The organism is Aureivirga marina (genome assembly GCF_015767265.1).
In the GTDB taxonomy this organism is placed as follows: Bacteria; Bacteroidota; Bacteroidia; order Flavobacteriales; family Flavobacteriaceae; genus Aureivirga; species Aureivirga marina.
Genome location: NZ_JADPIB010000003.1, coordinates 488,890 through 510,385 on the forward strand (window position 1 = coordinate 488,890; position 21,496 = coordinate 510,385).

The 21,496-nt window shown below is 27.4% G+C and carries 22 protein-coding genes; 11 read left to right on the plus strand and 11 right to left on the minus strand.

The window, feature by feature from the left end; all coding sequences use genetic code 11:
* Positions 1 to 31 precede the first annotated feature (31 nt).
* A complete protein-coding gene (locus tag I1A51_RS08930) occupies positions 32 to 1,087 on the minus strand; it encodes a PI-PLC domain-containing protein (protein WP_196893142.1) in 1,056 nt (351 codons plus the stop codon).
* Between the two features lie 65 nt (positions 1,088 to 1,152).
* On the minus strand, positions 1,153 to 1,533 hold the full coding sequence (locus I1A51_RS08935; RefSeq protein ID WP_196893143.1) for a hypothetical protein: 381 nt from the start codon (positions 1,531 to 1,533) through the stop codon (positions 1,153 to 1,155).
* 347 nt (positions 1,534 to 1,880) lie between these two features.
* On the opposite strand from I1A51_RS08935, the gene I1A51_RS08940 reads away from it, so the two are divergent.
* Both I1A51_RS08940 and I1A51_RS08945 read left to right on the plus strand, forming a co-directional pair.
* On the plus strand, positions 1,881 to 2,420 hold the full coding sequence (locus I1A51_RS08940; RefSeq protein WP_231373998.1) for an alpha-ketoglutarate-dependent dioxygenase AlkB: 540 nt from the start codon (positions 1,881 to 1,883) through the stop codon (positions 2,418 to 2,420).
* Between the two features lie 116 nt (positions 2,421 to 2,536).
* The gene (locus I1A51_RS08945) at positions 2,537 to 3,415 is read left to right on the plus strand and encodes a phosphatidylserine decarboxylase (protein ID WP_196893144.1); all 879 of its coding nucleotides are present in this window, start codon (positions 2,537 to 2,539) and stop codon (positions 3,413 to 3,415) included.
* A gap of 87 nt (positions 3,416 to 3,502) precedes the next feature.
* Here I1A51_RS08945 and I1A51_RS08950 read toward each other — a convergent pair whose 3' ends face one another.
* Complete coding sequence (locus I1A51_RS08950; protein WP_196893145.1) at positions 3,503 to 4,843, minus strand: lactonase family protein; 1,341 nt, start codon at positions 4,841 to 4,843, stop codon at positions 3,503 to 3,505.
* A gap of 265 nt (positions 4,844 to 5,108) precedes the next feature.
* Between I1A51_RS08950 and I1A51_RS08955 the strand changes: the two genes are divergently transcribed.
* The 4 genes from I1A51_RS08955 to I1A51_RS08970 all read left to right on the plus strand — a co-directional run bounded on the left by I1A51_RS08955 (position 5,109) and on the right by I1A51_RS08970 (position 9,849).
* Entirely contained in the window at positions 5,109 to 6,035 is a 927-nt protein-coding gene (locus I1A51_RS08955; protein WP_196893146.1) for an ABC transporter ATP-binding protein, read from the plus strand.
* Between the two features lie 20 nt (positions 6,036 to 6,055).
* Positions 6,056 to 7,387 (plus strand): ABC transporter permease, encoded by a 1,332-nt coding sequence (locus I1A51_RS08960; protein ID WP_196893148.1) that lies wholly within the window; start codon positions 6,056 to 6,058, stop codon positions 7,385 to 7,387.
* A gap of 248 nt (positions 7,388 to 7,635) precedes the next feature.
* Complete coding sequence (locus I1A51_RS08965; protein ID WP_196893149.1) at positions 7,636 to 8,799, plus strand: sigma-54-dependent transcriptional regulator; 1,164 nt, start codon at positions 7,636 to 7,638, stop codon at positions 8,797 to 8,799.
* A gap of 105 nt (positions 8,800 to 8,904) precedes the next feature.
* On the plus strand, positions 8,905 to 9,849 hold the full coding sequence (locus tag I1A51_RS08970; RefSeq protein ID WP_196893151.1) for an MBL fold metallo-hydrolase: 945 nt from the start codon (positions 8,905 to 8,907) through the stop codon (positions 9,847 to 9,849).
* Positions 9,850 to 9,883: 34 nt separating this feature from the next.
* On the opposite strand, the gene I1A51_RS08975 is transcribed toward I1A51_RS08970, so the two are convergent.
* Positions 9,884 to 10,612 (minus strand): DUF4476 domain-containing protein, encoded by a 729-nt coding sequence (locus I1A51_RS08975; RefSeq protein WP_196893153.1) that lies wholly within the window; start codon positions 10,610 to 10,612, stop codon positions 9,884 to 9,886.
* Positions 10,613 to 10,642: 30 nt separating this feature from the next.
* Entirely contained in the window at positions 10,643 to 11,566 is a 924-nt protein-coding gene (locus I1A51_RS08980) for a DUF4476 domain-containing protein (protein WP_196893155.1), read from the minus strand.
* Between the two features lie 135 nt (positions 11,567 to 11,701).
* Here I1A51_RS08980 and I1A51_RS08985 point away from each other — a divergent pair, with 135 nt between their 5' ends.
* Positions 11,702 to 12,430: a protein phosphatase 2C domain-containing protein gene (locus I1A51_RS08985; protein WP_196893156.1), complete on the plus strand. Its 729-nt coding sequence runs from the start codon at positions 11,702 to 11,704 to the stop codon at positions 12,428 to 12,430.
* A 59-nt stretch (positions 12,431 to 12,489) separates the two neighbouring features.
* Here the strand turns inward: I1A51_RS08985 and I1A51_RS08990 are convergent, their stop codons facing one another.
* Complete coding sequence (locus I1A51_RS08990; RefSeq protein ID WP_196893159.1) at positions 12,490 to 12,945, minus strand: hypothetical protein; 456 nt, start codon at positions 12,943 to 12,945, stop codon at positions 12,490 to 12,492.
* Positions 12,946 to 13,015: 70 nt separating this feature from the next.
* Here I1A51_RS08990 and I1A51_RS08995 point away from each other — a divergent pair, with 70 nt between their 5' ends.
* Positions 13,016 to 13,537 (plus strand): hypothetical protein, encoded by a 522-nt coding sequence (locus I1A51_RS08995; protein ID WP_196893160.1) that lies wholly within the window; start codon positions 13,016 to 13,018, stop codon positions 13,535 to 13,537.
* Here the strand turns inward: I1A51_RS08995 and I1A51_RS09000 are convergent.
* From I1A51_RS09000 to I1A51_RS09015, 4 genes are all read right to left on the minus strand, one after another.
* Complete coding sequence (locus I1A51_RS09000) at positions 13,534 to 14,445, minus strand: DMT family transporter (RefSeq protein ID WP_196893162.1); 912 nt, start codon at positions 14,443 to 14,445, stop codon at positions 13,534 to 13,536. The genes I1A51_RS08995 and I1A51_RS09000 overlap by 4 nt on opposite strands.
* A 150-nt stretch (positions 14,446 to 14,595) precedes the next feature.
* Positions 14,596 to 15,363, minus strand: a complete 768-nt coding sequence (locus tag I1A51_RS09005; RefSeq protein WP_196893164.1) for a DUF6503 family protein — start codon at positions 15,361 to 15,363, stop codon at positions 14,596 to 14,598.
* A 172-nt stretch (positions 15,364 to 15,535) separates the two neighbouring features.
* On the minus strand, positions 15,536 to 17,995 hold the full coding sequence (gene priA, locus I1A51_RS09010) for a replication restart helicase PriA (protein WP_449500863.1): 2,460 nt from the start codon (positions 17,993 to 17,995) through the stop codon (positions 15,536 to 15,538).
* A 282-nt stretch (positions 17,996 to 18,277) separates the two neighbouring features.
* Positions 18,278 to 18,667, minus strand: a complete 390-nt coding sequence (locus I1A51_RS09015) for a cytochrome c family protein (RefSeq protein WP_196893165.1) — start codon at positions 18,665 to 18,667, stop codon at positions 18,278 to 18,280.
* Between the two features lie 305 nt (positions 18,668 to 18,972).
* Between I1A51_RS09015 and I1A51_RS09020 the strand changes: the two genes are divergently transcribed.
* From I1A51_RS09020 to I1A51_RS09030, 3 genes are all read left to right on the plus strand, one after another.
* The gene (locus tag I1A51_RS09020; RefSeq protein WP_196893167.1) at positions 18,973 to 19,377 is read left to right on the plus strand and encodes a hypothetical protein; all 405 of its coding nucleotides are present in this window, start codon (positions 18,973 to 18,975) and stop codon (positions 19,375 to 19,377) included.
* Positions 19,378 to 19,535: 158 nt separating this feature from the next.
* Positions 19,536 to 20,126, plus strand: coding sequence for a DUF4291 domain-containing protein (locus I1A51_RS09025; protein WP_196893169.1), 591 nt, complete (start codon positions 19,536 to 19,538; stop codon positions 20,124 to 20,126).
* A gap of 2 nt (positions 20,127 to 20,128) precedes the next feature.
* Positions 20,129 to 20,962 carry a TIGR02452 family protein gene (locus I1A51_RS09030; protein WP_196893171.1) on the plus strand — a complete coding sequence of 278 codons (834 nt, stop codon included), beginning with the start codon at positions 20,129 to 20,131 and terminating at the stop codon, positions 20,960 to 20,962.
* 189 nt (positions 20,963 to 21,151) lie between these two features.
* Here the strand turns inward: I1A51_RS09030 and I1A51_RS09035 are convergent.
* A partial coding sequence (locus I1A51_RS09035; RefSeq protein WP_196893172.1) for a T9SS type B sorting domain-containing protein occupies positions 21,152 to 21,496 on the minus strand: 345 nt, incomplete at its 5' end.

Below are 21,496 nucleotides of genomic sequence, written 5' to 3' on the forward strand. Positions count from 1 at the left end.
GATAATTTAGATTTAAATACTAATACTATTTTTATTTATCATCAATATCTATTAAAAAACTTCTAAAATTAAAAGGATATTTTCCATGTTTTAAAAGCATCAAAAAAAGCTTTTCTTTTCGAAATTGATATGTTGAAAAATTAAATTCTAAATTAGGAATATTTGGATTTCTTTCTTTCCTTTTTTGATTTAATATAATAAATTCTTCTTTAAAATTAGGAATTCCTTGTATAGAAAACCAAATACAATTCAACCAATCCATTTCTAAAATTTCTAATTTGATTTTCTCATCAAAAGCTGGAACAAATCCTTTTAATTGTGCTAATTTAGATTTTATAAATCCACCTTGATATCCTAAAATCAAAGAGTATTCTATAGAATTTCTTAAATTTTCAGGTAAGTTTTTACGAAATATTTTTAAAGCTTTAGGTGAAAAAGAAGTAATCCAAATCCAATTTTCATTAGATGCTCTTTTATATTTTTCTATGAATTCTAGTAAATCTTTTGCTAAGTCTCTACAAATAAGTTCACAATTTACAGTCTGATTTCCATAACATTCTTCTGTTACTTTAATTTCAATATGTAATTTACTTTTTTGATAATATTTACAATTTACAAAATGATTTAAAACATTTTTTATAGAATTTCTTTGTAAATATTGTGTAGCTTTTGAAGTAACTTTTATTTTTTCCCAATTAGGAATATCATGAATTACACATCCATAATTCAAAGGAAATTTCTTTCGAATTTCATGATTTTCTGGAGGATATTGCACATCTATTTCAAAAGAAATTGTAGGATTCTTTTTTAAAACCTCATCTATCAAATCGTTGATATTTTTCGCTGGTGTTTTTTGAAATTCAAATCCATTTCCATAAACAATTTCATCTTTATTAATTCCCATCGGATAAAATCTCCAAGAACCTACTCCATGTGTAATTACTTCTACTTCTTGTAGTTTATCTTTATTTATTTTTGAAATTAATTGTTTAAAATCTTTTGTATACGAATTTAAATTCTGAAATAAAACCCTTCCAGGACTAAATAATTTTTCTTCCAATTTGACAATAAATCTCCTAAAAAACATAGAAATAACATTTCTTTTGAAGTTAGGAAATATTATATGAAAATCTTTTTATTTTTTAGTGAATTTTACTTTTCAACAACGATAATTCGGAATTTTCTCTGGTTCCATCTTTTTGAAAATTGCTGTAAAAACAACAAACTTCCATATTCATCCATATTATTATTCCTATTCGATTTATTTATCCACTTTTCATAAAAGTTTTTAAAATCATCTTCCGTAAATTCTGGTAATTTAAAACCAGAAAAATCGTAATATTTGGAATAATCATCACTGTCAATTTCAATCCATTTCGGTTTTGGAATTCCGATAAGAGAAAGTAAAATCTCCAACTCTTTTTCATCCATAAACACAAAATTAAAATCTACAAAATGCTCGACAAAACACTCTATATCATCTAGATATCTTTCTTTAAAATCATTTCCTGCAAAGAAATTATAATGTTCCATAATGTAATTTTCTTCTTTTTATAGCTAAATATTTCTGTTCAAGTATTTAAAAAATTCTAATACAATTGTATCAAAAAAGAAATTTTAATTTCAAGATGTAAATTTTAATTATTTTAAAATCTCAATCTCTTTTTTTGTTAATTTTATTTTGAATATTTTTCAGCAAAACTAAATATTTTATCAAAATTTTAAATTAATAATAATAGAATATTTAATTATTTTCGCATTTTGCATTTCTCTCCTTTATTCAAGATAGAAATAATCTTTATTAAATTCAAAATATCTGCATTATTTTTTTATAAATATTAGATAAAAGTATGATATTATATTATTAAATTTTAAAAACGATGTTAAAAGAAAAAAATATTATCGGAATTCAATTTTTTCTGAATTTTATTGAAAATTCCGCAGAATTATACTCATTTCTTAAAGATTTTGTTCTTTGGGATGAAAGAATGAAAGCTAGAAAAACTGCTAGTTTTGGAGAAGCGTATAATTATTCTCAAATTTCATATCCTTTTCAAGAATTTCCAGAAAGTCTATTAAATATTTTAAATCTGATTGAAGAAAATATTGGATTTAAACCAAACAATTGCTTGATTAATTATTATTTGGATGGAAATTCAAAAATGGGATATCATTCCGATCAAACTGATATTTTAGCTGAAAATACAGGAGTTGTTATTATTTCTTTAGGAGAAACAAGAACAATTCGCTTTAGAAATATTGCTAATCCAGAAATCAAAAAAGAATACCAATTACCTTCTGGTTCTTTGTTTTACATGACAGCAGAAGTTCAAAAAGAATGGCAACATGCAATTCCGAAGAAAAATACAGAAAATGGAAGAATGAGTTTGACATTTAGAAAATTGCTTTTAGAAAAATAAATATGTTTATTTTTTACCAAATGTTACAATTAGTTTATTTTTGATATAGTATCTTTGGGAGCTTTTTTTCAAGAAAAGCAAGAAGCATAACTTTAAAAAGAATAGAAATAAAAAGAATGGAGTCCGTTACTTTTGTTGATCGAAAAACAGGAAAAAAAATAGTTGAGCAAATTCCAGGAGCTGGAATGCTAAAATTTTTATATAATTCACCAATTGGTAAAGCTACTTTACATTTATTATTTAAAAGAAAAATCGTTTCTAGTTTTGGTGGATGGTTCATGAATTCTGGAATATCAAAAAACAGAATTGACTCATTTATTAAAGAATATAATATGGACATGTCTGAATATATTTGTCCAAAAGAAGGTTTTAAAACATTTAATGATTTTTTCTATAGAAAAATCAAACCAGAAGCAAGACCAATTGGAAATGGAGTTGTATCTCCCGCTGATGGAAAATTATTAGCTTTCGAAACTATAAAAGATAGTAATTCTTTTTTTGTAAAAGGAAGCGAATTTACTGCTGAAACTTTTTTAAACGATAAAAATTTATCTGAAAAATATAAAGATGGAGCAATGGTTATTATTCGTTTAGCTCCTGTTGATTATCATCGTTTTCATATGCCAGCAACTGGTGAAATTTCAGATTCTAAAATTATAAATGGAGATTATTTTTCTGTTTCTCCTTTAGCACTACAAAAAAGCTTAGAAATTTTTTGTCAGAATTTAAGAGAATACAGCATTTTAAAAACTAAAGAAAATGGTGATATTCTAATTTCAGAAGTTGGAGCAACTATGGTTGGAAGTATTATTCAAACGTATAAACCAAATTCTATTGTAGAAAAAGGAAGTGAAAAAGGATATTTTGCTTTTGGAGGTTCTACTCTAGTTTTATTCTTTGAAAAAGGTAAAATTACTTTAGATTCAGATTTACTAGAAAACACAAAAAATGGTCTAGAAACTGTTGTAAAAATGGGTGAAACTATTGGAAAATAAAATTTAAACTCATACAAAATAAAAATTCCTAATCTTCATCGATTAGGAATTCTTACTAAATATGATATATGAAATAAAACAATTAATCTATTTCTTTCGTTCGAAACCTATTAATCCTAAAAATGCATTATCATAACTACTTCTGTTTCTTGAAGAAGGAATTACAAAAGGTGAATGTTTAATTTCATGAAGCTTTCCATCTCCTCTAACATGATAAATACTAATCTCATGCGTTTTCAGAGCTCCCGAAACATATAATCTATTATCATAGAATTCATACATATCTTTTGTATCTCCTGGAGGAACATTTCCTCTTCTTCCCCAAAAATTAGGATTCAATGTTTTTGAGACTAAACCAGTCATCTGATCAATTTCAAAACTTGAAACTATATTTTCTCCAAAACTACTTACAAATAAATTTAACTGGTTGTTTCCAACATATGTCCAACAAGCCTCATCATTTCTATCTCCTGTTGCAAAATTTTGAGCTTTTGATGCATCTGTTCCTAAAACAGTTAAACTATTTGCTTCTTTATCTGCTGTTAAATTAAAGTTTGCTACATATAAATATGCATCATTTGGACTCCAAGAACAACCAATACTTCCTGAAATTCCTTCTTCTTCAAAATATGCAGTTTGTGATAACATTCCTCCACTAAAATCATAGAAATAAACTCTACTTGGTTGTTGTAAAGCTGGATCTGGTTCTGCAACCTCAAAATGTGGAACTCCCCAAGTTGTTACAGCTAATTTTGTTCCTGTAGAATTAAAAGCAATTGCAGACGGTCCTCCATAATTTCCATCATTATAAACAATATCTGTATTGTTATATGATAAAATTCCTGTAGACTGATCTAATTCAAAAACTGCTAAATTACGTAAATTCGTATTTTCAACTGTTCCATTTTGAACTGGTGGATTTCCAGTGTAACTTGGATTTGCATACTGATTTGCAACAATCACCCATAATTTTCCTGAATCAAAAGTATGTGCTAAACTCACAGGTCTCACTCCTTTTGAATCACAATTGTCAACTGTTGAAGTTGCTGGATTTTGATCTACTTGTTCTAAAGTACCATTATATTTATTTACTTTAAACACACTAATTGATCCATTCAATGGATTTCCTCCCGCATTCACAACTAATAAAAAATCTCCTACTAGCATCATCGCTTCTTGTGAATCAAAATCACCTCGAATTGCATCACCATTTGCTCCTGTGCTATATGGCGAATCTTTCAATTCTGTCAAAGCCCCATGTCTGTTTCGTCCCATTGCTACTATTTCATTTCCATTTGAAGAATTTGTAGTTGTATATAAAAACCCTACAGCCTCCTCTTCTATTGTTGGAAGTGTTTCTTTATCCACACAGGCAGAAAACGATAAAATAATAGTCAATAAAACTAAATAGTAATTAATTGTTTTCATATTATTTAATTTTGTTTATTATAAATTTAAAACATATTTAATTTACTGACAATCAATAATTTATGTTTTTATCAGCTTTTTAGAATATTTAACATTTAGCCAAATTTTATCTGTTAAAAAAACAAGAAAATCATAATATTTTTGACTTAATTTTTTATGAAGATTTTCAATTAAATTCTACTTAAAAATCCTTTTCTTTTTAAAACATTTTTTCTAATCTCATTTTTACTTTAAAACTGTATATTTGGTAAAAAAAAGTGAATACATGGATAATTTACTAGTTGCCGAAAATATTATTAAAAATTACGGAGATTACAGAGCATTAAATGATGTTTCTCTTGCTGTTCCAAGAGGAAGCGTTTTTGGTCTTTTAGGCCCTAATGGTGCAGGAAAAACTTCTTTAATTAGAATTATAAATCAAATTACTTTACCAGATCAAGGAACGGTTTATCTAGACAATGAAAAATTAGAAGCAAAACACATTAAAGATATTGGATATTTACCTGAAGAAAGAGGTTTATATAAAAGTATGAAAGTTGGTGAACAAGCACTTTATTTAGCCCAATTGAAAGGATTGTCTAAAAAAGAAGCAAAAGCTCGCTTGGAATATTGGTTTGAAAAATTTGATATTTCTAATTGGTGGGGAAAAAAAGTTCAGGAACTTTCTAAAGGAATGGCGCAAAAAGTGCAATTTATTGTAACTGTAATGCACAAACCAAAATTGTTGATTTTCGATGAACCTTTCAGTGGTTTTGATCCTGTGAATGCAAATTTGATTAAAGATGAAATTTTACAACTTCGTGATGAAGGTGCAACCATCATTTTCTCTACACATCGAATGGAATCTGTGGAAGAACTTTGTGATCATATTGCTTTAATTCATAAGTCTAATAAAATTTTAGATGGAAAATTAATCGATGTAAAAAAACAATTTAGAACAAATACTTTTGAAGTTGGAATTCATACAGAAAATACAGAAATTTTACGTAATGAATTAAATGAAAAATTCTCTATTTCAGAAGCTAGTTTTAATTCTATCTATGATAATTTAAAACTAAATATTCAGATTCCAAAAGGAACTTCACCAAACGAATTATTGCAATTTTTAACTTCAAGAGCCGAAATCTCTCACTTTGTTGAAATGATTCCTAGTGTAAACGATATTTTTATCCAATCTGTAGAAAATAATTAAAATCCTATTTAAAAAGAAAAATGAGTAATTTAAAATTAATTGTCAAAAGAGAATTCAACGCGAAAGTGCGTAACAAATCTTTTATCATCATGACTTTTTTAAGTCCACTTTTGATGGTTGGAATGGGATTTTTGATAGTTTTCTTAAGCAAAGTAAATAACGATAAAATTAAAACCATTGCATATGTTGATGGTTCAGCCTATTTCACCAAACAAGATTTTAAAGATGTTGACGGAATTCAATATAAAGATCTTACAGCATTGGGTGTTGATGAAGCGGAGAAAATAACTGAAAAAGAAAAATATTATGGACTTTTAGTAATTCCTAAAACTAAAAATATTGATGAATTAGCTAAAAAAATCGAGTTTCATTCTGATGATACACCAAGTGTAAACATTTTGGATAATATCGAAAATGTAATTGAAAAAAATCTTCGAACAAGAAAATTACAAGAATTTGGAATTGATAAAACTGAACTTTCGGCTTCAAATATAAAGGCAGACATTAAACTTTCTAATTTTTCTGGAGAAAAAACTTCTAAAATCATTGGAATTATTAAAACCATTATCGGAATGGGTTCTGGTTATTTAATCATGATGTTTATTATTGTTTATGGAGCTTCTGTAATGCGTAGTGTAATTGAAGAAAAAACAAGTAGAATTATTGAGGTAATTATTTCTTCTGTTCGCCCTTTTCATTTAATGCTTGGAAAAATTTTAGGAAATGCTTTTGCTGGATTATTACAATTTGCTATTTGGGGAGTTTTAATTTTTATTTTCGGATTTGTTTTAACTATTGTTCTTGGAATCGATTCTTCGGAACTTCATGCACAAACACCACAAATGCAAATGAATTCTGAGCAATTAGAAGCGATTAAAGAAATTCAAAGTCAAGGAAAAATTCAACAAATTTTAGTGGAGATTTTACAATTACCTATTCTAAAAATTGTGGTAATGTTTATTTTCTATTTCCTTGGAGGTTATCTTTTATATAGCTCAATTTATGCTGCAATCGGAGCTGCTGTTGATAATGAAACTGATACACAACAATTTATGCTTCCAGTAATTTTACCATTAATGTTAGCTGTTTATGTTGGATTTGCTGCTGTAATTAGCGATCCTCATGGTCCAATTGCTGTTGCTTTTTCATATATTCCATTAACTTCACCAATTGTGATGTTAATGCGAATTCCTTTCGGTGTTTCTTGGGGAGAATTAGCAATATCTATGGTATTATTATTGCTTACGTTCCTTGGAATTGTTTGGTTTGCTGCCAAAATCTATCGAGTTGGAATTTTAATGTACGGTAAAAAGCCTACTTACAAAGACTTATGGAAATGGTTAAAATACTAAGCAATTTTTAATTTTAGTTTATTTTAAATTAAAAACACTTTTAGCCAAACAATTTTAATTAACAAAAACTTTAGTTGGATACATTTTATCATTTTTATAACTTTTAGACCAAAAATAAAAATAGAACTTTGTAAAGTTAATAGTCTTTTAAGTCAATTTTTATTTATTGAATAGTTTTTTCGATAGAAAGAAAAAGTATCAAAACTAAAGAAAAGAACCATTAACAAAAATTAACTAATTAGCGAAGAATGTCAAAAATACTGATCATAGAAGATGAAGCTGCAATTCGTCGAGTTTTGAAAAAAATCATTGCAGAAGAAAACGACGCTTATCAAATTGAAGAAGCTGAAGATGGTCTTATGGGACTTGAAATGGCAACCAAAAATGATTACGATTTAATTTTATGCGATATTAAAATGCCAAAAATGGACGGTGTTGAAGTATTAGAAAAATTAAAATCTGTTAAACCAGAAACGGTAATGGTAATGATTTCTGGTCACGGTGATATTGATACTGCTATCAACACAATGCGTCTTGGAGCCTTTGATTATATCTCAAAACCACCAGATTTAAATAGACTTTTAAATACGGTTCGAAATGCGCTGGACAAAAATAAACTGGTTACTGAAAATAAAATTTTAAAGAAAAAAGTAAGCAAAAAATATGAAATGGTTGGTGATAGTGAAGCAATTGTTCATATTAAATCTATTATTGAAAAAGTTGCACATACAGATGCAAGAGTTTTAGTTACTGGACCAAATGGAGCCGGAAAAGAAATTGTTGCACATTGGTTACACGAAAAAAGTGATCGTGTGAAAAAACCAATGATTGAAGTAAATTGTGCTGCAATTCCATCTGAACTTATTGAAAGTGAACTTTTCGGACATGTAAAAGGTTCTTTTACAGGCGCAAATAAAGATAGAGCTGGAAAATTCGAATTGGCAAATGGCGGAACTATTTTCTTAGATGAAATTGGTGATATGAGTTTGTCTGCACAAGCTAAAGTTTTGAGAGCTTTACAGGAAAATAGAATTTCTAGAGTTGGATCTGATAAAGATATTAAAGTGGATGTTCGTGTAATTGCTGCAACGAATAAAAACTTAAAACAAGAAATTGAAGAAGGGAAATTTAGAGAAGATTTATATCATAGATTGGCTGTAATTTTAATTAAAGTTCCTTCTTTAAATGACCGAAAAGAAGATATTCCTGCTTTGGTAAATCATTTCGCAAAAAAGATTAGTGAAGAACAAGGAAGTGCTCCAAAATCTTTTACACAAGATGCCGTAACTCTTTTACAAGATTATGATTGGACAGGAAATATTCGTGAGCTTCGCAATGTTGTTGAACGATTAATCATCCTAGGAGGAAGTCAAGTTTCTGAAAGTGATGTAAAACTTTTTGCAAGTAAATAATTATTTAAAAATATATTAAAAACTCCAGCTGTTTTGGTTGGAGTTTTTTTATTGAATTCAATTTCATAAAATATTTTCCCTATTTTCGCTGCAAAAAAATTACATATGTTTACACCAGAATTAAAAAATAATGCTGATGAAGATATTTCCGTAATGGTAAAAGTTTCTAATTATAGTGGAAGTTTTATTTGCGAATGCGGAGATGCAAGCAATTTAACTATAAAAGATTGTCATGAAACGGAGGCTATTTTTATAAGTCATACACACATCGATCATTTTATCAATTTCGATACAATTTTAAGACATCAACTAGGAATTCAAAAACGAATTGTTATTTGTGGACCAAAAGATATTGCTAAACAAGTTCAAGCTAAAATTCTAGGTTTTACTTGGAATTTAATTCAAGAAAATGCAATCGCTTATGAAATTCGTGAGATTATTGATGAAAACACAATTGATTATTATGAATTAATTCCTCCAACTTGGGAATTAAAAAAATTGAAAACTGTAACTTCTGAAAAAATTTATAAAACAAAAAAATTTGAAGTTGATTTTACAATTTTAGATCATAAAACACCTTCCATTGCCTATCTTTTTAAAGAATTTGACACTGTGAAATTAAATATTAAAGATAGCGGTTTTAAAGGTGGAATTTGGGCAAGACAACTTAAAGAAGCATTTGACTCCAAAAATGAAAATCAGGAAATAGAAATTGAAGGAACTACTTATTTTGCAAAAGATTTATTTCATTTATTAGAGCGAAAACAAGGAGATTCTTTTGGAATTATCATGGATCATGCTGCAAATTCTGAAAATCATGAAAAAATTAAAAATCTATTTTCAGAAACAAATCAAGTTTATATTGAAGCATTTTATAAAGAGGAAGATAAAGAAGCAGCTATTTTAAATTTTCATAGTTATGCAAGTGCTTCTGCAAAAATTATGAAAGAATGTGAAGTGAAAAATCCGACACCAGTTCATTATTCTAGAAAATACAATGCAGATGAAGTGGAAGAATTAAGAAATGAATTTTATAAAGCATTACAATAAAAAAATAGCCTTCAAATTGAAGGCTATTTTTAGTTTATTTTTCTTGATTTTTAATAAATTTCTGTAGTTTTTCGATGGAAGAATCAAAAGAAAAAAGATCATTTAACTTATAATAATTTCCTTTATCTGTTGTTTTATCAAAAGCATATTTTGCAATATCTAATTTTGAATCATCAAAAGAAAAAATCTTCATTAGTTCTCCAACCTGCGAAACAGTAAAGCAATTATAATCAATTATCTGCTTAGCAACACGAATTTTTGTTTCGCTAAAAGCTTTAGATTTAATTGATTTTTTAGCAGAATCAAAATCAGAAGAAGTCATCGGTTTACATTCATCTTCTTTTACTACAACCACTTCCACTTCATTATCAGGACCTTCAGAATCAACCACTTCTTCATTATCTTCTACGTGAATAAAATCTTTATATTCTCTAGGAATCTGTGCATATAATTTTAAATAAAAATCACCTTTTTTCTTTCTTTTAATTTTATAAGCAATTTCACCAGATTCATCTGGCATTGTAATTTCTTCTTGGAAAGATTTTAAATTTTTATTTTTAAAAATAATCATTAAATTATATTTTCGATCTGTTAATCCTGGAATTGTAACTTCATCTGTCGGATGATCATTTTGTTTTATTCCATTTATAAAAAGTGTAAATTTCTTTTCTCTTTTATTAAAAATTGTAAGTTCATAATCATTTTGCGCAAAAGTTGTAAATGAAAATAAACATAAAAGTGTAAAAATTAAATAGTTTTTCATATTAGAATTAATTTAAAGTTTGGTAATAATTTATTGTTGATTTCGAATGTAATCTTGTAATTCTTCAATCGTCATGTCAAAATCAAAAGCATCATTTACTTTATAATAATTTTCTTTATCAATAGTTTTATGATAAGCATATTTTGCAACTTCCAATTTTGAATCTTCAAAAGTAAAAATACTCACTAAATTTTTCACCTGATTTGCATCAAAACAATTGTTATCGATTATTTGTTTTGCAATACTAATTCTTGTATCAGGAAAGCTTTTAGAAGAAATGGATTCTTTTGCTCTATTCAATTCTCCATTTTCAATTGGAAAACGACATCCTTCTTCTACAATTTCATAAACAACTTCTGGTTCTTGTGTTGTTGTGGTAATTGTTTCTGTAACAACAACTTCTTTATCTGTATCAGCATCTGAATCGTTAATATTTACATCTAATCCAAAACTATTATCTCCAATATTTACACTGATACTTCCTCCTTTATTTCCTTTCTTTTTTCCTCCAGAAACTGTTGTCGTAGTTGTTACAACTTTTGTAGATTCTGTTGCATTTCTTGGAACTGGAGTATATTTCACCACACTTTTATCCGATTTTTGAATTACAGATTCTTGTAAAGGAACTACGGAAAACATCCTTAAAACTAAATTTCCTTTTTTCTTTTTCTTAATTCGATATGTAATTTCTGATGATTGTTCAGGTAACCAAAGTGTTTTTTCTAAAGGTTCTTTATGTTTGTTTTCAAAAATAATTTTAATCGCATAATTCTGCGCATTCAAATCTGTCACTTTTACATTGGTTGTTGGTTCTTCATTTTGTTTTACACCATTTAGTGTCAACCAAAAATTCTCATTTTCATTTGTATAAACAATGACATTGTATTTTTTCTGAGCAAATAACTGAATACTAAGCAATAAAGCTAAAGTTAATAAAATGTAGTTTTTTTTCATGATTGTTTGGTTTTCTATTCTAAGTTAATAAGTTTCGAATCTCATAACAAAGCACATGCCAATTAAAGAATTCTTAGTAAACTAATCTAAAAATTATACATAATATGAAATAAATTATAATTAATTTTGAAGTCTATGAATTCATTTAACTTATTGAAAATCGGAAGTTTTCATACAAACAACTGTGAAGATTTCCTTGTTGAAGAAAAAATTGCAAAAAATTTAAAATTAATCGCTGTGATGGATGGTTGTTCAATGGGAACAGAATCTTCCTTTGCTTCTACTCTTTTTGGTAAAATATTACGGAAAATAGCAAAAGACTTTTATTATCAAGAATTTGTTTCAGCAACTGAAAAATCTATTGATTTTATTTTAAAAAATGTTGTTTCTAAATTATTCTTTGAATTAAAACAGATTAAAAATCAATTACATTTAGAAACAAATGAATTATTATCCACTTTAATTTTAGGAATTACAAATATTGAAACTCAAAAAACTACTATTATTTGTATTGGTGATGGAATGATTTATACAGAAAAAGAAGTTTTTATTTTTGATCAAAATGATAAACCTGATTATTTAGCATATCATTTACAAGAAGATTTTGAAAATTGGTATACTAATTTCCCTCAAAAAATGAAGCTTTCTACTTTTGAAAAATTGATTATTGCAACAGATGGAATTTTCTCTTTTAAAAATTTAAAATTTCGAAACAAAGAATGGAAAGAAGATAAGGTAATTGATTTTTTATTAAATGAAAATATAAAAAGTGGACAAGAATTATATCAAAAAATCCAAGAATTGGAAGTTGATTATCATCATGTTCTTACAGATGATTTGGCTTTAATTTATCTTTCTAAATAACAAAAAAAACCTCAGAAATTCTGAGGTTTTTCATTTTATCTAATTTATTTTATAAGGAATTAAATATTTAACATTCTTCCTTCTTTTTCAGCTTTTTTATCCATTTGAGATCCAGCACCTAAACCAATTGCCATTCCGATTGGCAAACCAATCGCGATAAATGCCATATTATCTAAAGCAAACGCAAATACAACTCCAAAAGGAAGTCCGAAAACTGTCATTCCAAGCGTTAACCATAAATTTTTATAATAATTTTTTGTTACTAATTTCATCTTTTTCTCCACAATATTTAAAATCACTAATTGCGATTTCATAATTTGTTTTCGTAAAGCTAAAACTTCATCTTTTGTTTCATTTATTTTTTGAATTTCTTTATTTATAATTTCTACAATTTCTTGAGGAACTTCTCTCTTATTTAATTCTTCTAAAATTTTTACAAATTGTGGATACAATTTTTCAATTTTTGGATTATTAGATTCAAAACTATTTTTTGGCTCAATTTCTATAAATTTCATTCTTTATTTTTTTATTAAAGTGTAAATTGAATTCTTATTTTTACTAAATCTAGAATAAATCCAAATTTATATGAAAAAACTAATACTTTTTATTTGTCTATCTTTTTTCTTTTCGAATTTAAAAGCTCAAGAAAAAGATTATTCAGCATATACGAAAGATATAAATTCGACAATCAACACATTATATGAAGTTATTTCTGGCCCAGCTGGAAAGAAAAGAGATTGGAATTTATTTCTACATCTATATCATCCAAAAGCAAATTTAATTCATTCTGTTCGTTCAAAAACTGGTAAAGATTCATTAGTTTTTATAAGTCCTAGAGAATTTTCTGAAACACATGGTATTTGGATGGAAAAAAATGGTTTTTTTGAAAGAGAAATTCACCGAACACAAAATGTTTTTGGAACAAATGCGCAAGTTTTTACTACTTATGAAATTCGAATGACAAAAGAACAAGAAAAACCAACTTTGCGTGGAATTAATAATATTCAGCTTTATTATGAAAACGGAAGATGGTATGTTTTGACAGTTTATTGGTTAAGAGAAACAGCAGAAAATCCAATTCCAAAAGAATATTTGCCAAAAAATTAAGTTTTCGCTTCTGAAGTTTTTGGAGTCCAACTACTCAAAATTGCGCCTGCAAAAAGTAAAACACCTCCGAAAACTTCTAAAGTATTTAACGTAGTTAATTTTATAGGGTTTTCTCCAAATAAATTATAAATGTAAATTAAAATTACAGTCAAAAAAGGCGAAATTGCTAAGATAACACTCACTTTTCCAGCATCAATATATTCAAAAGCTTTAATAAAAGAAGTGTATGTATATAAAGTTGAAAAAACGGCAATTCCAATTAAAAACCAAATTCCAGTATTGAAACTAGAAATATGACCAAATTCAACAAAAGGAAGCAAAAATAAACTTGTACAAAGGAAAGTGAAGAAATTTAAATTGCAAGCAGGAATTTCTTTTTTCACTAAAACTTTTTGTGTCAAAGCATATACAGCCCAACAAATTTCAGCCAATAATAAATTCAATAAGCCTAAATTAAAATGTTTCGATTCCACTTGAAAAAAAGTTTGATGAAAATAAAGTCCGATTCCTAAAAGCACTAAAACAAAACCAATTTTTTGCATTCTATAAATACTTTCTTGTAGGAAAATAATTCCACCAACAATCACAAATAAATCGCCAGAGAGCTCCATCATTGCTACAAAATCAGGAAAAAGTTCAGAAATAGCATTGTAAAGAAAAACGATATTTCCCAATTGTGCTAAACTGGAAATAATAATCATTTTATAATTTTCTTTAATTCTAGTTTTATTGAATTTCATCTTTTGTGTCATAATCAAAAATCCAATCATCGCTAAAGAATACTGTAACCAAATAACAGTAATTACATCAATTTTATCTAAACCAAGTTTTACAACAATTAATTCAACACCAATTAAAATAGCTGTTAAAAAAGCAAAACTAATTCCCTTAACTTCATTTTTTGTCATCCTTTTTTCAATTTTCATTTAAATTACAAATAATTTAAAAAAAGGAAAAAGACAATTTTAATTTATTCAAATAAAAAAAGCATTGAAAATAAATATCAATGCTTTTTTTGATTTTCTATCCCTCTCAAAGATAGATTCCTTAGATAAAAATTATGGTTTCATAAACATGTCTTGACTTGGAGCTTCTTTGCTCAACATAATATTGTCAAAAACAGTAGGTTTTCCTTTTGGTTCTCCAACTTTATAATCTGTAAAATCGAACCAAGTTAATTTCGTTGGTAAAGAAACGCCATCAATATTTTTCCAATCTTCATATTTGATTAAGCTATATTTTTCTGAAGCTTCATTTGAAAAATAAGTAACAGTATAACCTAACCATTTCATTTGATGTGTTTCTTCATCGTAGAATAAAATATAATTATCTTTTGATGATGTTCCTACACCATCATTATAAGAAACTTTAATTCCTTTATATGTTTTTCCGTCCACCGTAATCGGTTCAACATTTGTATCATACACAATTCCATCATCTCCTAAAACAAAAGGCATTGCTAAGAAATAAAAATATAAATTGTGGTAAAATTCAGGTTTCCCTTTGAAATAAGTAGAATCTTGTTGAATCCAAGCTTCTTTTCCATCAAATCCCATTTTGAATTTTTCAGTTTCTAAAACATTTTGTCTTGTATGTAAATCCGTCATGAATTTTTCACCACCACGCTTATAAGAAAGCATTTTCTGGTTTTTCCAATTTTGGATTCCTCCATGTGCTTCAAAAACTTTAACTAATTCTACTGGATATTTTGAAATATCTACTTTAATTTCTTGAGGCTTTTCTTCTTTGTGAATTTCCTTTTTTCCTTCTGAAGTATTACATGACGCAACTAATAATCCTAATGTTGCAAGTGCTATTCTATACATGTTTTGTTCTAAATTTCCCTATTAGTCGGTAATTTTTAGAATCATTACAGATAGTAAATATTTTAATTAAAAAAACAAACAGCAAACTAAAAAAAGATGTTTTCAAATTATTTGAAATCAATAATTTAAAAAGAAAGTTTTAAGCAATAAATATTTAAAAATATTTTTTAGATTAATAAGCATCTACATCAATTATGAATTTAATTGGACGAAATTCTGCAACAGCTTGAAATGTATTTTTCATTTTCTGAATATATTTCTTCGTTCCTTTAATACCTTGTTTTGGTGGAATTTTTACAATAATTGTTCGAATATATTCATTTCGAACTCTAGAAATTGGTGGAATTGTAGGTCCTAAAACATTTTCTTGAAACCCATTTCTTAAACCTTGTGCAAACCAATTTGCTCCTGCTTCTACTTTTTGATAATCTCGATGTTTAAAAGTCAATTTTATCACACGATAAAAAGGCGGATATTTAAAAATCCAGCGTTCATGTAATTGCTCTTTATACATCAAATTATAGGCATTTGTAGAAACTTGTTGTAAAATTTGATGATATGGATTAAATGTCTGAATTGCTACTTTTCCTCTTTTTTTAAATCTCCCTGATCTTCCTGCAACTTGTGTTAAAAGCTGAAAACTCTTTTCATGTGCTCTAAAATCTGGAAAATTTAACATCGTATCAGCATTTAAAACTCCAACCAAAGTTACATTATCAAAATCCAAACCTTTTACAAGCATTTGTGTTCCAACAAGTATGTCAATTTCTTGTGCTTTAAACTTAGAAATTATAGTATGAAATCCATATTTTTTTCTTGTAGTATCCGAATCCATTCTTCCAATTTTATGATTTGGAAACAATTTCTCCAATTCCATTTCGATTTGCTCTGTTCCAAATCCTTTTGTATCCAATTCTCTACTTCCGCATGCAACACAATTATGTGGCACAGCTTGAACATAATTACAATAATGACAACGAAGTTCTTTACGATGTTTATGAAAAGTCAGAGAAACATCACAATTTGGACAATTTGGGATATTTCCACAGGTTTTACATTCTAAAATTGGCGCATATCCTCTTCTATTCTGGAAAATTATAATTTGCTCTTTTTCTTCTAAAGCTTCTTCCATCATTTTAAGCAAACGATCTGAAAAATGACCATTCATACGCTTTTTTCGATATTTTTCTTTAATATCAATTAATTCAATTTCTGGAAGTAAAATATTCTGGTAACGTGTTGTTAAAGGAACGAATCCATATTTTTGTTGCTCTACATTATAACTACTTTCTAAAGAAGGCGTCGCAGAACCTAACAACGTTTTAGCATGAAATAATTTTGCTAAAACAATTCCTGCATCTCTTCCATGAAAATATGGAGCTTTTAAAGATTGTTTATATGAGGATTCGTGCGATTCATCAATAATAATTAAACCTAAATTATCATAAGGTAAAAAAACTGCATTTCGAACGCCAATAACTAGTTTTGATTTTTCTGTCTTATTCAAAACATGATTCCATGCTTCTACGCGTTCATTTACCGAATATTTCGAGTGAAAAACAGTCATTTGATCTCCGAAATACAATTGTAAACGCTCAATCAATTGTGTTGTTAAAGCAATTTCTGGAACTAAATATAAAACTTGTTTTCCAGCATCAATTACTCGTTGAATTAATTTCGCATAAACCTCTGTCTTTCCACTTGATGTAACACCTTGAAAAAGCGTAATATCTTTCTCTTTATACGAATCGACAATCTTTTCAAAAGCTTCTGCTTGTGCTTCAGTTAATTCTTTAATTTTTTCTTTTTCTTCAGGCTGAAATGAAACTCGATCTGTTTGAATATGGTAAATTTCAAATACTCCTTTATCAACTAAAGTTTTTAAAATAGCACTCGAAGTTCCTGATTTTTCTTGTAAAGTTTTTGCTGTAATTGGTTTACCTGAAGTTTTTAATTGGAAAAAAGTCAAAACAATTTCTCTTTGCTTATGAGCTCTTTGATTTAATGAATCTAATAATTCTCCAAGCTTTTCATTGCTTTCCCATTTTTCACTTAATCGAACATATTTTACCAATTTTGGTTTGTATTGTTCAAAAATTTCTTCTTTTACTTTTATCGCTTCTTTCTTTAATAAAGATTTGATAATTGGCAAACAATTTTTCTTTGATATAATCTTACTGATTTCTTGAATTGTCAATTGAGATGCATTTGTCAACGCTTCAAAAACCAAAAACTCATTGTCATTTAACATGGATTCTTCCGTAAAAGAATGATTTTTAAAAACAATCGTTTCACTTTCCAAAATAAAAGCTGTCGGAACTGCTGTTCGAAAAACTTCGCCCAAAGTACACATATAATATTCTGCAATCCATTTCCAAAAAAGTAATTGTTTTTCAGTTACAATTGGTTCTTCGTCTAAAATCTGAAAAATATCTTTGACTTCGTATTTCGTAGGAGCAGTTTCATGAATTTCTTCTACAAGCGCAGTATAGATTTTCGACTTTCCAAATGGAACTGCAACACGCATTCCTTTTTTCAAAAAAGAAGCTTCAGCTTCCGTTATTCTGTAAGTGAATAAATTCTGAACAGAAATTGGTAATATGACATTAATATATTTGATAAAGCAACAAATTTTTAAAAATTAACAATTATGAGTTCTTCAGTATTTTAACAAATTAAAAATCTAAACTAAAACTTGAACTAAATTTATTTAAACAACTGTAAATCAATAATTTAAATGTTTATTTTAACAATAGATAAATAAAATCTATTTAACATATAAATTACAAAAAACATATTAAATAATTGAAAATAAACTATTTAATATGTTTTTAATTTAAAGACTGAAAAACCTTTTTTTTGTTTCCAATTAAAAGCAAAAATACGTGTTTTTCTAATTATATTTTAGAAAAAATCAATGTAAATATTTCCATAAATAATCTAAAGAAATAGAATCTAAAACAATAGATTCTTCAGAAAAAAATAATTCATGATTATAAATAGAATCTTTCCTTATTACTCTCTTCTTTTGAAATTTCAACCAGTCATTTTTAGAAACATCTTTTAATTTGGGCCCTAGAATATATTTATCTAATTTGTGACAAACCGAACAATATGAATTGAAAATTTTTCTTCCAATCTTTTGCTCATCATTTAATTTTCTTTCGATTAAATGTGTTCTACATCCATAAACGATATCTTTTTGTTTAATTTGTTTATCTTTTTTATACGCAGCAAAACAAACAATAAAAAATAAAAAAATCAATACTAAATTTCGAATTCCTTTTTTCTGCTCTTTTTTCATTTTAATATTTTAATTGACAAATTTATATCTAAATCAATACAATAAAAATTAAGTTTATATAAATAGTTATACTAATACTATTTTATCTTTTATATTAGATAATATTCTATCAGTATTTGTAAAAAAAAGACAAGGATAATTATAAGTTTTTCATTTATTTAGAGTAACAAAATTTTGTTAAAGAGAATAATCGATTATTACTACAAACATTGAAGAAATATTTTCACAATTATTTAAACTAAATAAGGTGTGTAAGTTCCTTATTTGGATGAATAAATTAATAATCTAAATTTTTAAACAAAAAAATGAAAAAACTTATTTTAAGCTTATTAGCAATCTTTGCACTGTCTTTTGTAACTTCTGCGCAAGTTATCATTCCTGGAGATTTAATCGAAGAATTCCCAGCAGAAGGTTCTGTAAAAGGAAGCTTTTATTTCGACGGTGCAGCATATAATTATGATGGAGATTATGCTCAAATTTCAGCACCAGATTACCAAACTTTCACAGGAAGAATGCGTAAAAAGGTAAACGGAAACGTTGTAGCGAACTATTATATCAAAGTGAAGGTGTATAGAGGAATTAATGGTTTGGCTTATCATGCAGAATTTTTAAACAATAATAGTTTTATGCATGATCCAACTTTCGTTCAAAAGTTCGTAGGAACTTTAGATATGGGTTATATTATTTTACCTCCAGACCCAGTTGAATAGTATTTACTTTAGATTTGATGAAGCTATAAATATTGGTTTCAATTAGTATGATTTGAAAGACTATCTTTTGTATTAAAGATAGTCTTTTTATATTTCGTTACTTTCTATTTTTTTGTATCATTGCAAAAACAAAATAAATTATTGCTTGAAAATGAAAAATGAAAAACCAAGAAATTAGAGCAACTTTTACAAAAGAAACAATAACTGTTTATCAAGCTTATAATAAAAATATTGCCTTACCAGCAATTAGAAACAATAAATTTGAAACTCCTTTTTCTTTTCATCGAATGACTTGGATTAAACCTTCCTATCTCTGGTTAATGGAGAGAAGTAATTGGGGAACAAAAAGTAATCAAGAATTTATTTTAGGTATAAAAATTAAAAGAGATTTTTGGGAAAAAGCACTTTCTCTAGGAGTTCTAACACATCCTGATAAAGAAATTTATTCTTCTGGATTTGATTGGGAAAAACAATTTTCAAATGCAAAAGTTCATATTCAATGGGATCCTGAAAGAACTTTAAAAGGTGGAAAATTAAATGAACGTTCCATTCAAGTTGGAATTAGCAGATTTTTAATCGAGGAATTTAATAATGAAGGTATACAAGAAATTATTGATTTCACTCCTTTAACTAAAAAAATCAATCAACTTCGAAAACAAGGGAAGTATAAAGAAGCTAAAAGATTACTTCCTACTGAAAAAGTGTATCCTGTTCCTAAAGAAATTCAAACAAAAATTGGTATAAAATAAAAATGAACACAAACAGACAAAAAAGAAAAAGCTTAGCAGAAGAAACTTTAAAAATCCTAGATGATGGTTTTTTCTCAACTTCCTCTGGTAAGAAAATTACAATTAAAGACATTCAAACAAAAGCAGAAAAAAACACCAAATTATATAGACCAAACGAATCTGATAAATTATTAGAAACAGACTGGTCTACTAAACCGACTTTTGAAACAAATATTTATGTAATTAGAGATACCACTTTAAATGCAACAAGAAAATTAATTGAAAACGGTTTTGAAAATACAATTTGCTTAAACTTCGCTTCTGCGAAAAATCCAGGTGGTGGTTTTCTTGGTGGAAGTCAGGCACAAGAAGAAAGTATTGCTCGTGCAACCGGACTTTATCCTACACTTTTAAATGCTAGCGAATATTATCAAACTAATCGAAATACGCGATCTTGTCTTTACACAGACTATATGATTTATAGTCCAAATGTTCCAATTTTCAAAGATGAAAGTGGAGAAAATTTAGAAAATTTAGTTACTTGTAGCATCATCACAGCTCCAGCTGTAAACGCAGGAATTGTACGTAAAAAAGAAGCTAAAAAAGCACATTTAATCGAAAATGTGATGAAAATCCGAATTGAAAAAGTACTCGCAATTGCTCTTGAAAACAATCATACTTCTGTTGTTTTAGGTGCATGGGGATGTGGAGTTTTTCAAAACAATCCTGAAGATATTGCAACGTATTTTAAGGAAGTAATTTCAGAAAAATTCCCAAATCAATTTGAAAATATCGCTTTTGCAATTTATTCTAATAACAAAAAGATTTTAGAACCTTTTTACAAATTGGAAAATTAACTTCTGGAGCTTTCCCTCCATTACATTTTAGGTCGGGCTATCCGCTATATCTTTTGCTCCGTTCCTACGCAAAAGGATGCCGCTGCTATCCCTAAGCCAAATTTGTTTTCAATACAATTTTTATTAAATAAAAAAACCTCTCAATTCTTAATGAAATTGAGAGGTTTTTATTTTTATTAGTTTAAAGTATTATCTCCTAATCAAACTAAAATGTCCTTTCTTCGTATAACGTCTAGTTGTTGGCAGACCTTCTTGTGTTTGTCCAACTTGCTTAACGATATCTAAAGTAAACCAATAATCAGTTGATGGTAGCGGATTTCCATGAACTGAAAGTCCATTCCATCCTTGTAATGGATCTAGTTTTGAGATTACTTTTCCATATCTATCAAAGATATAAATCTCTACACTAATATAATCTCCACTCTCCAATCCTTGAATCTTCCATACATCATGGATTCCATCATTGTTTGGTGTAAAGTATTTTGGGAAATCAATCACTCCAAATGCAAGCACTGGATTCTCACATCCTCCTCC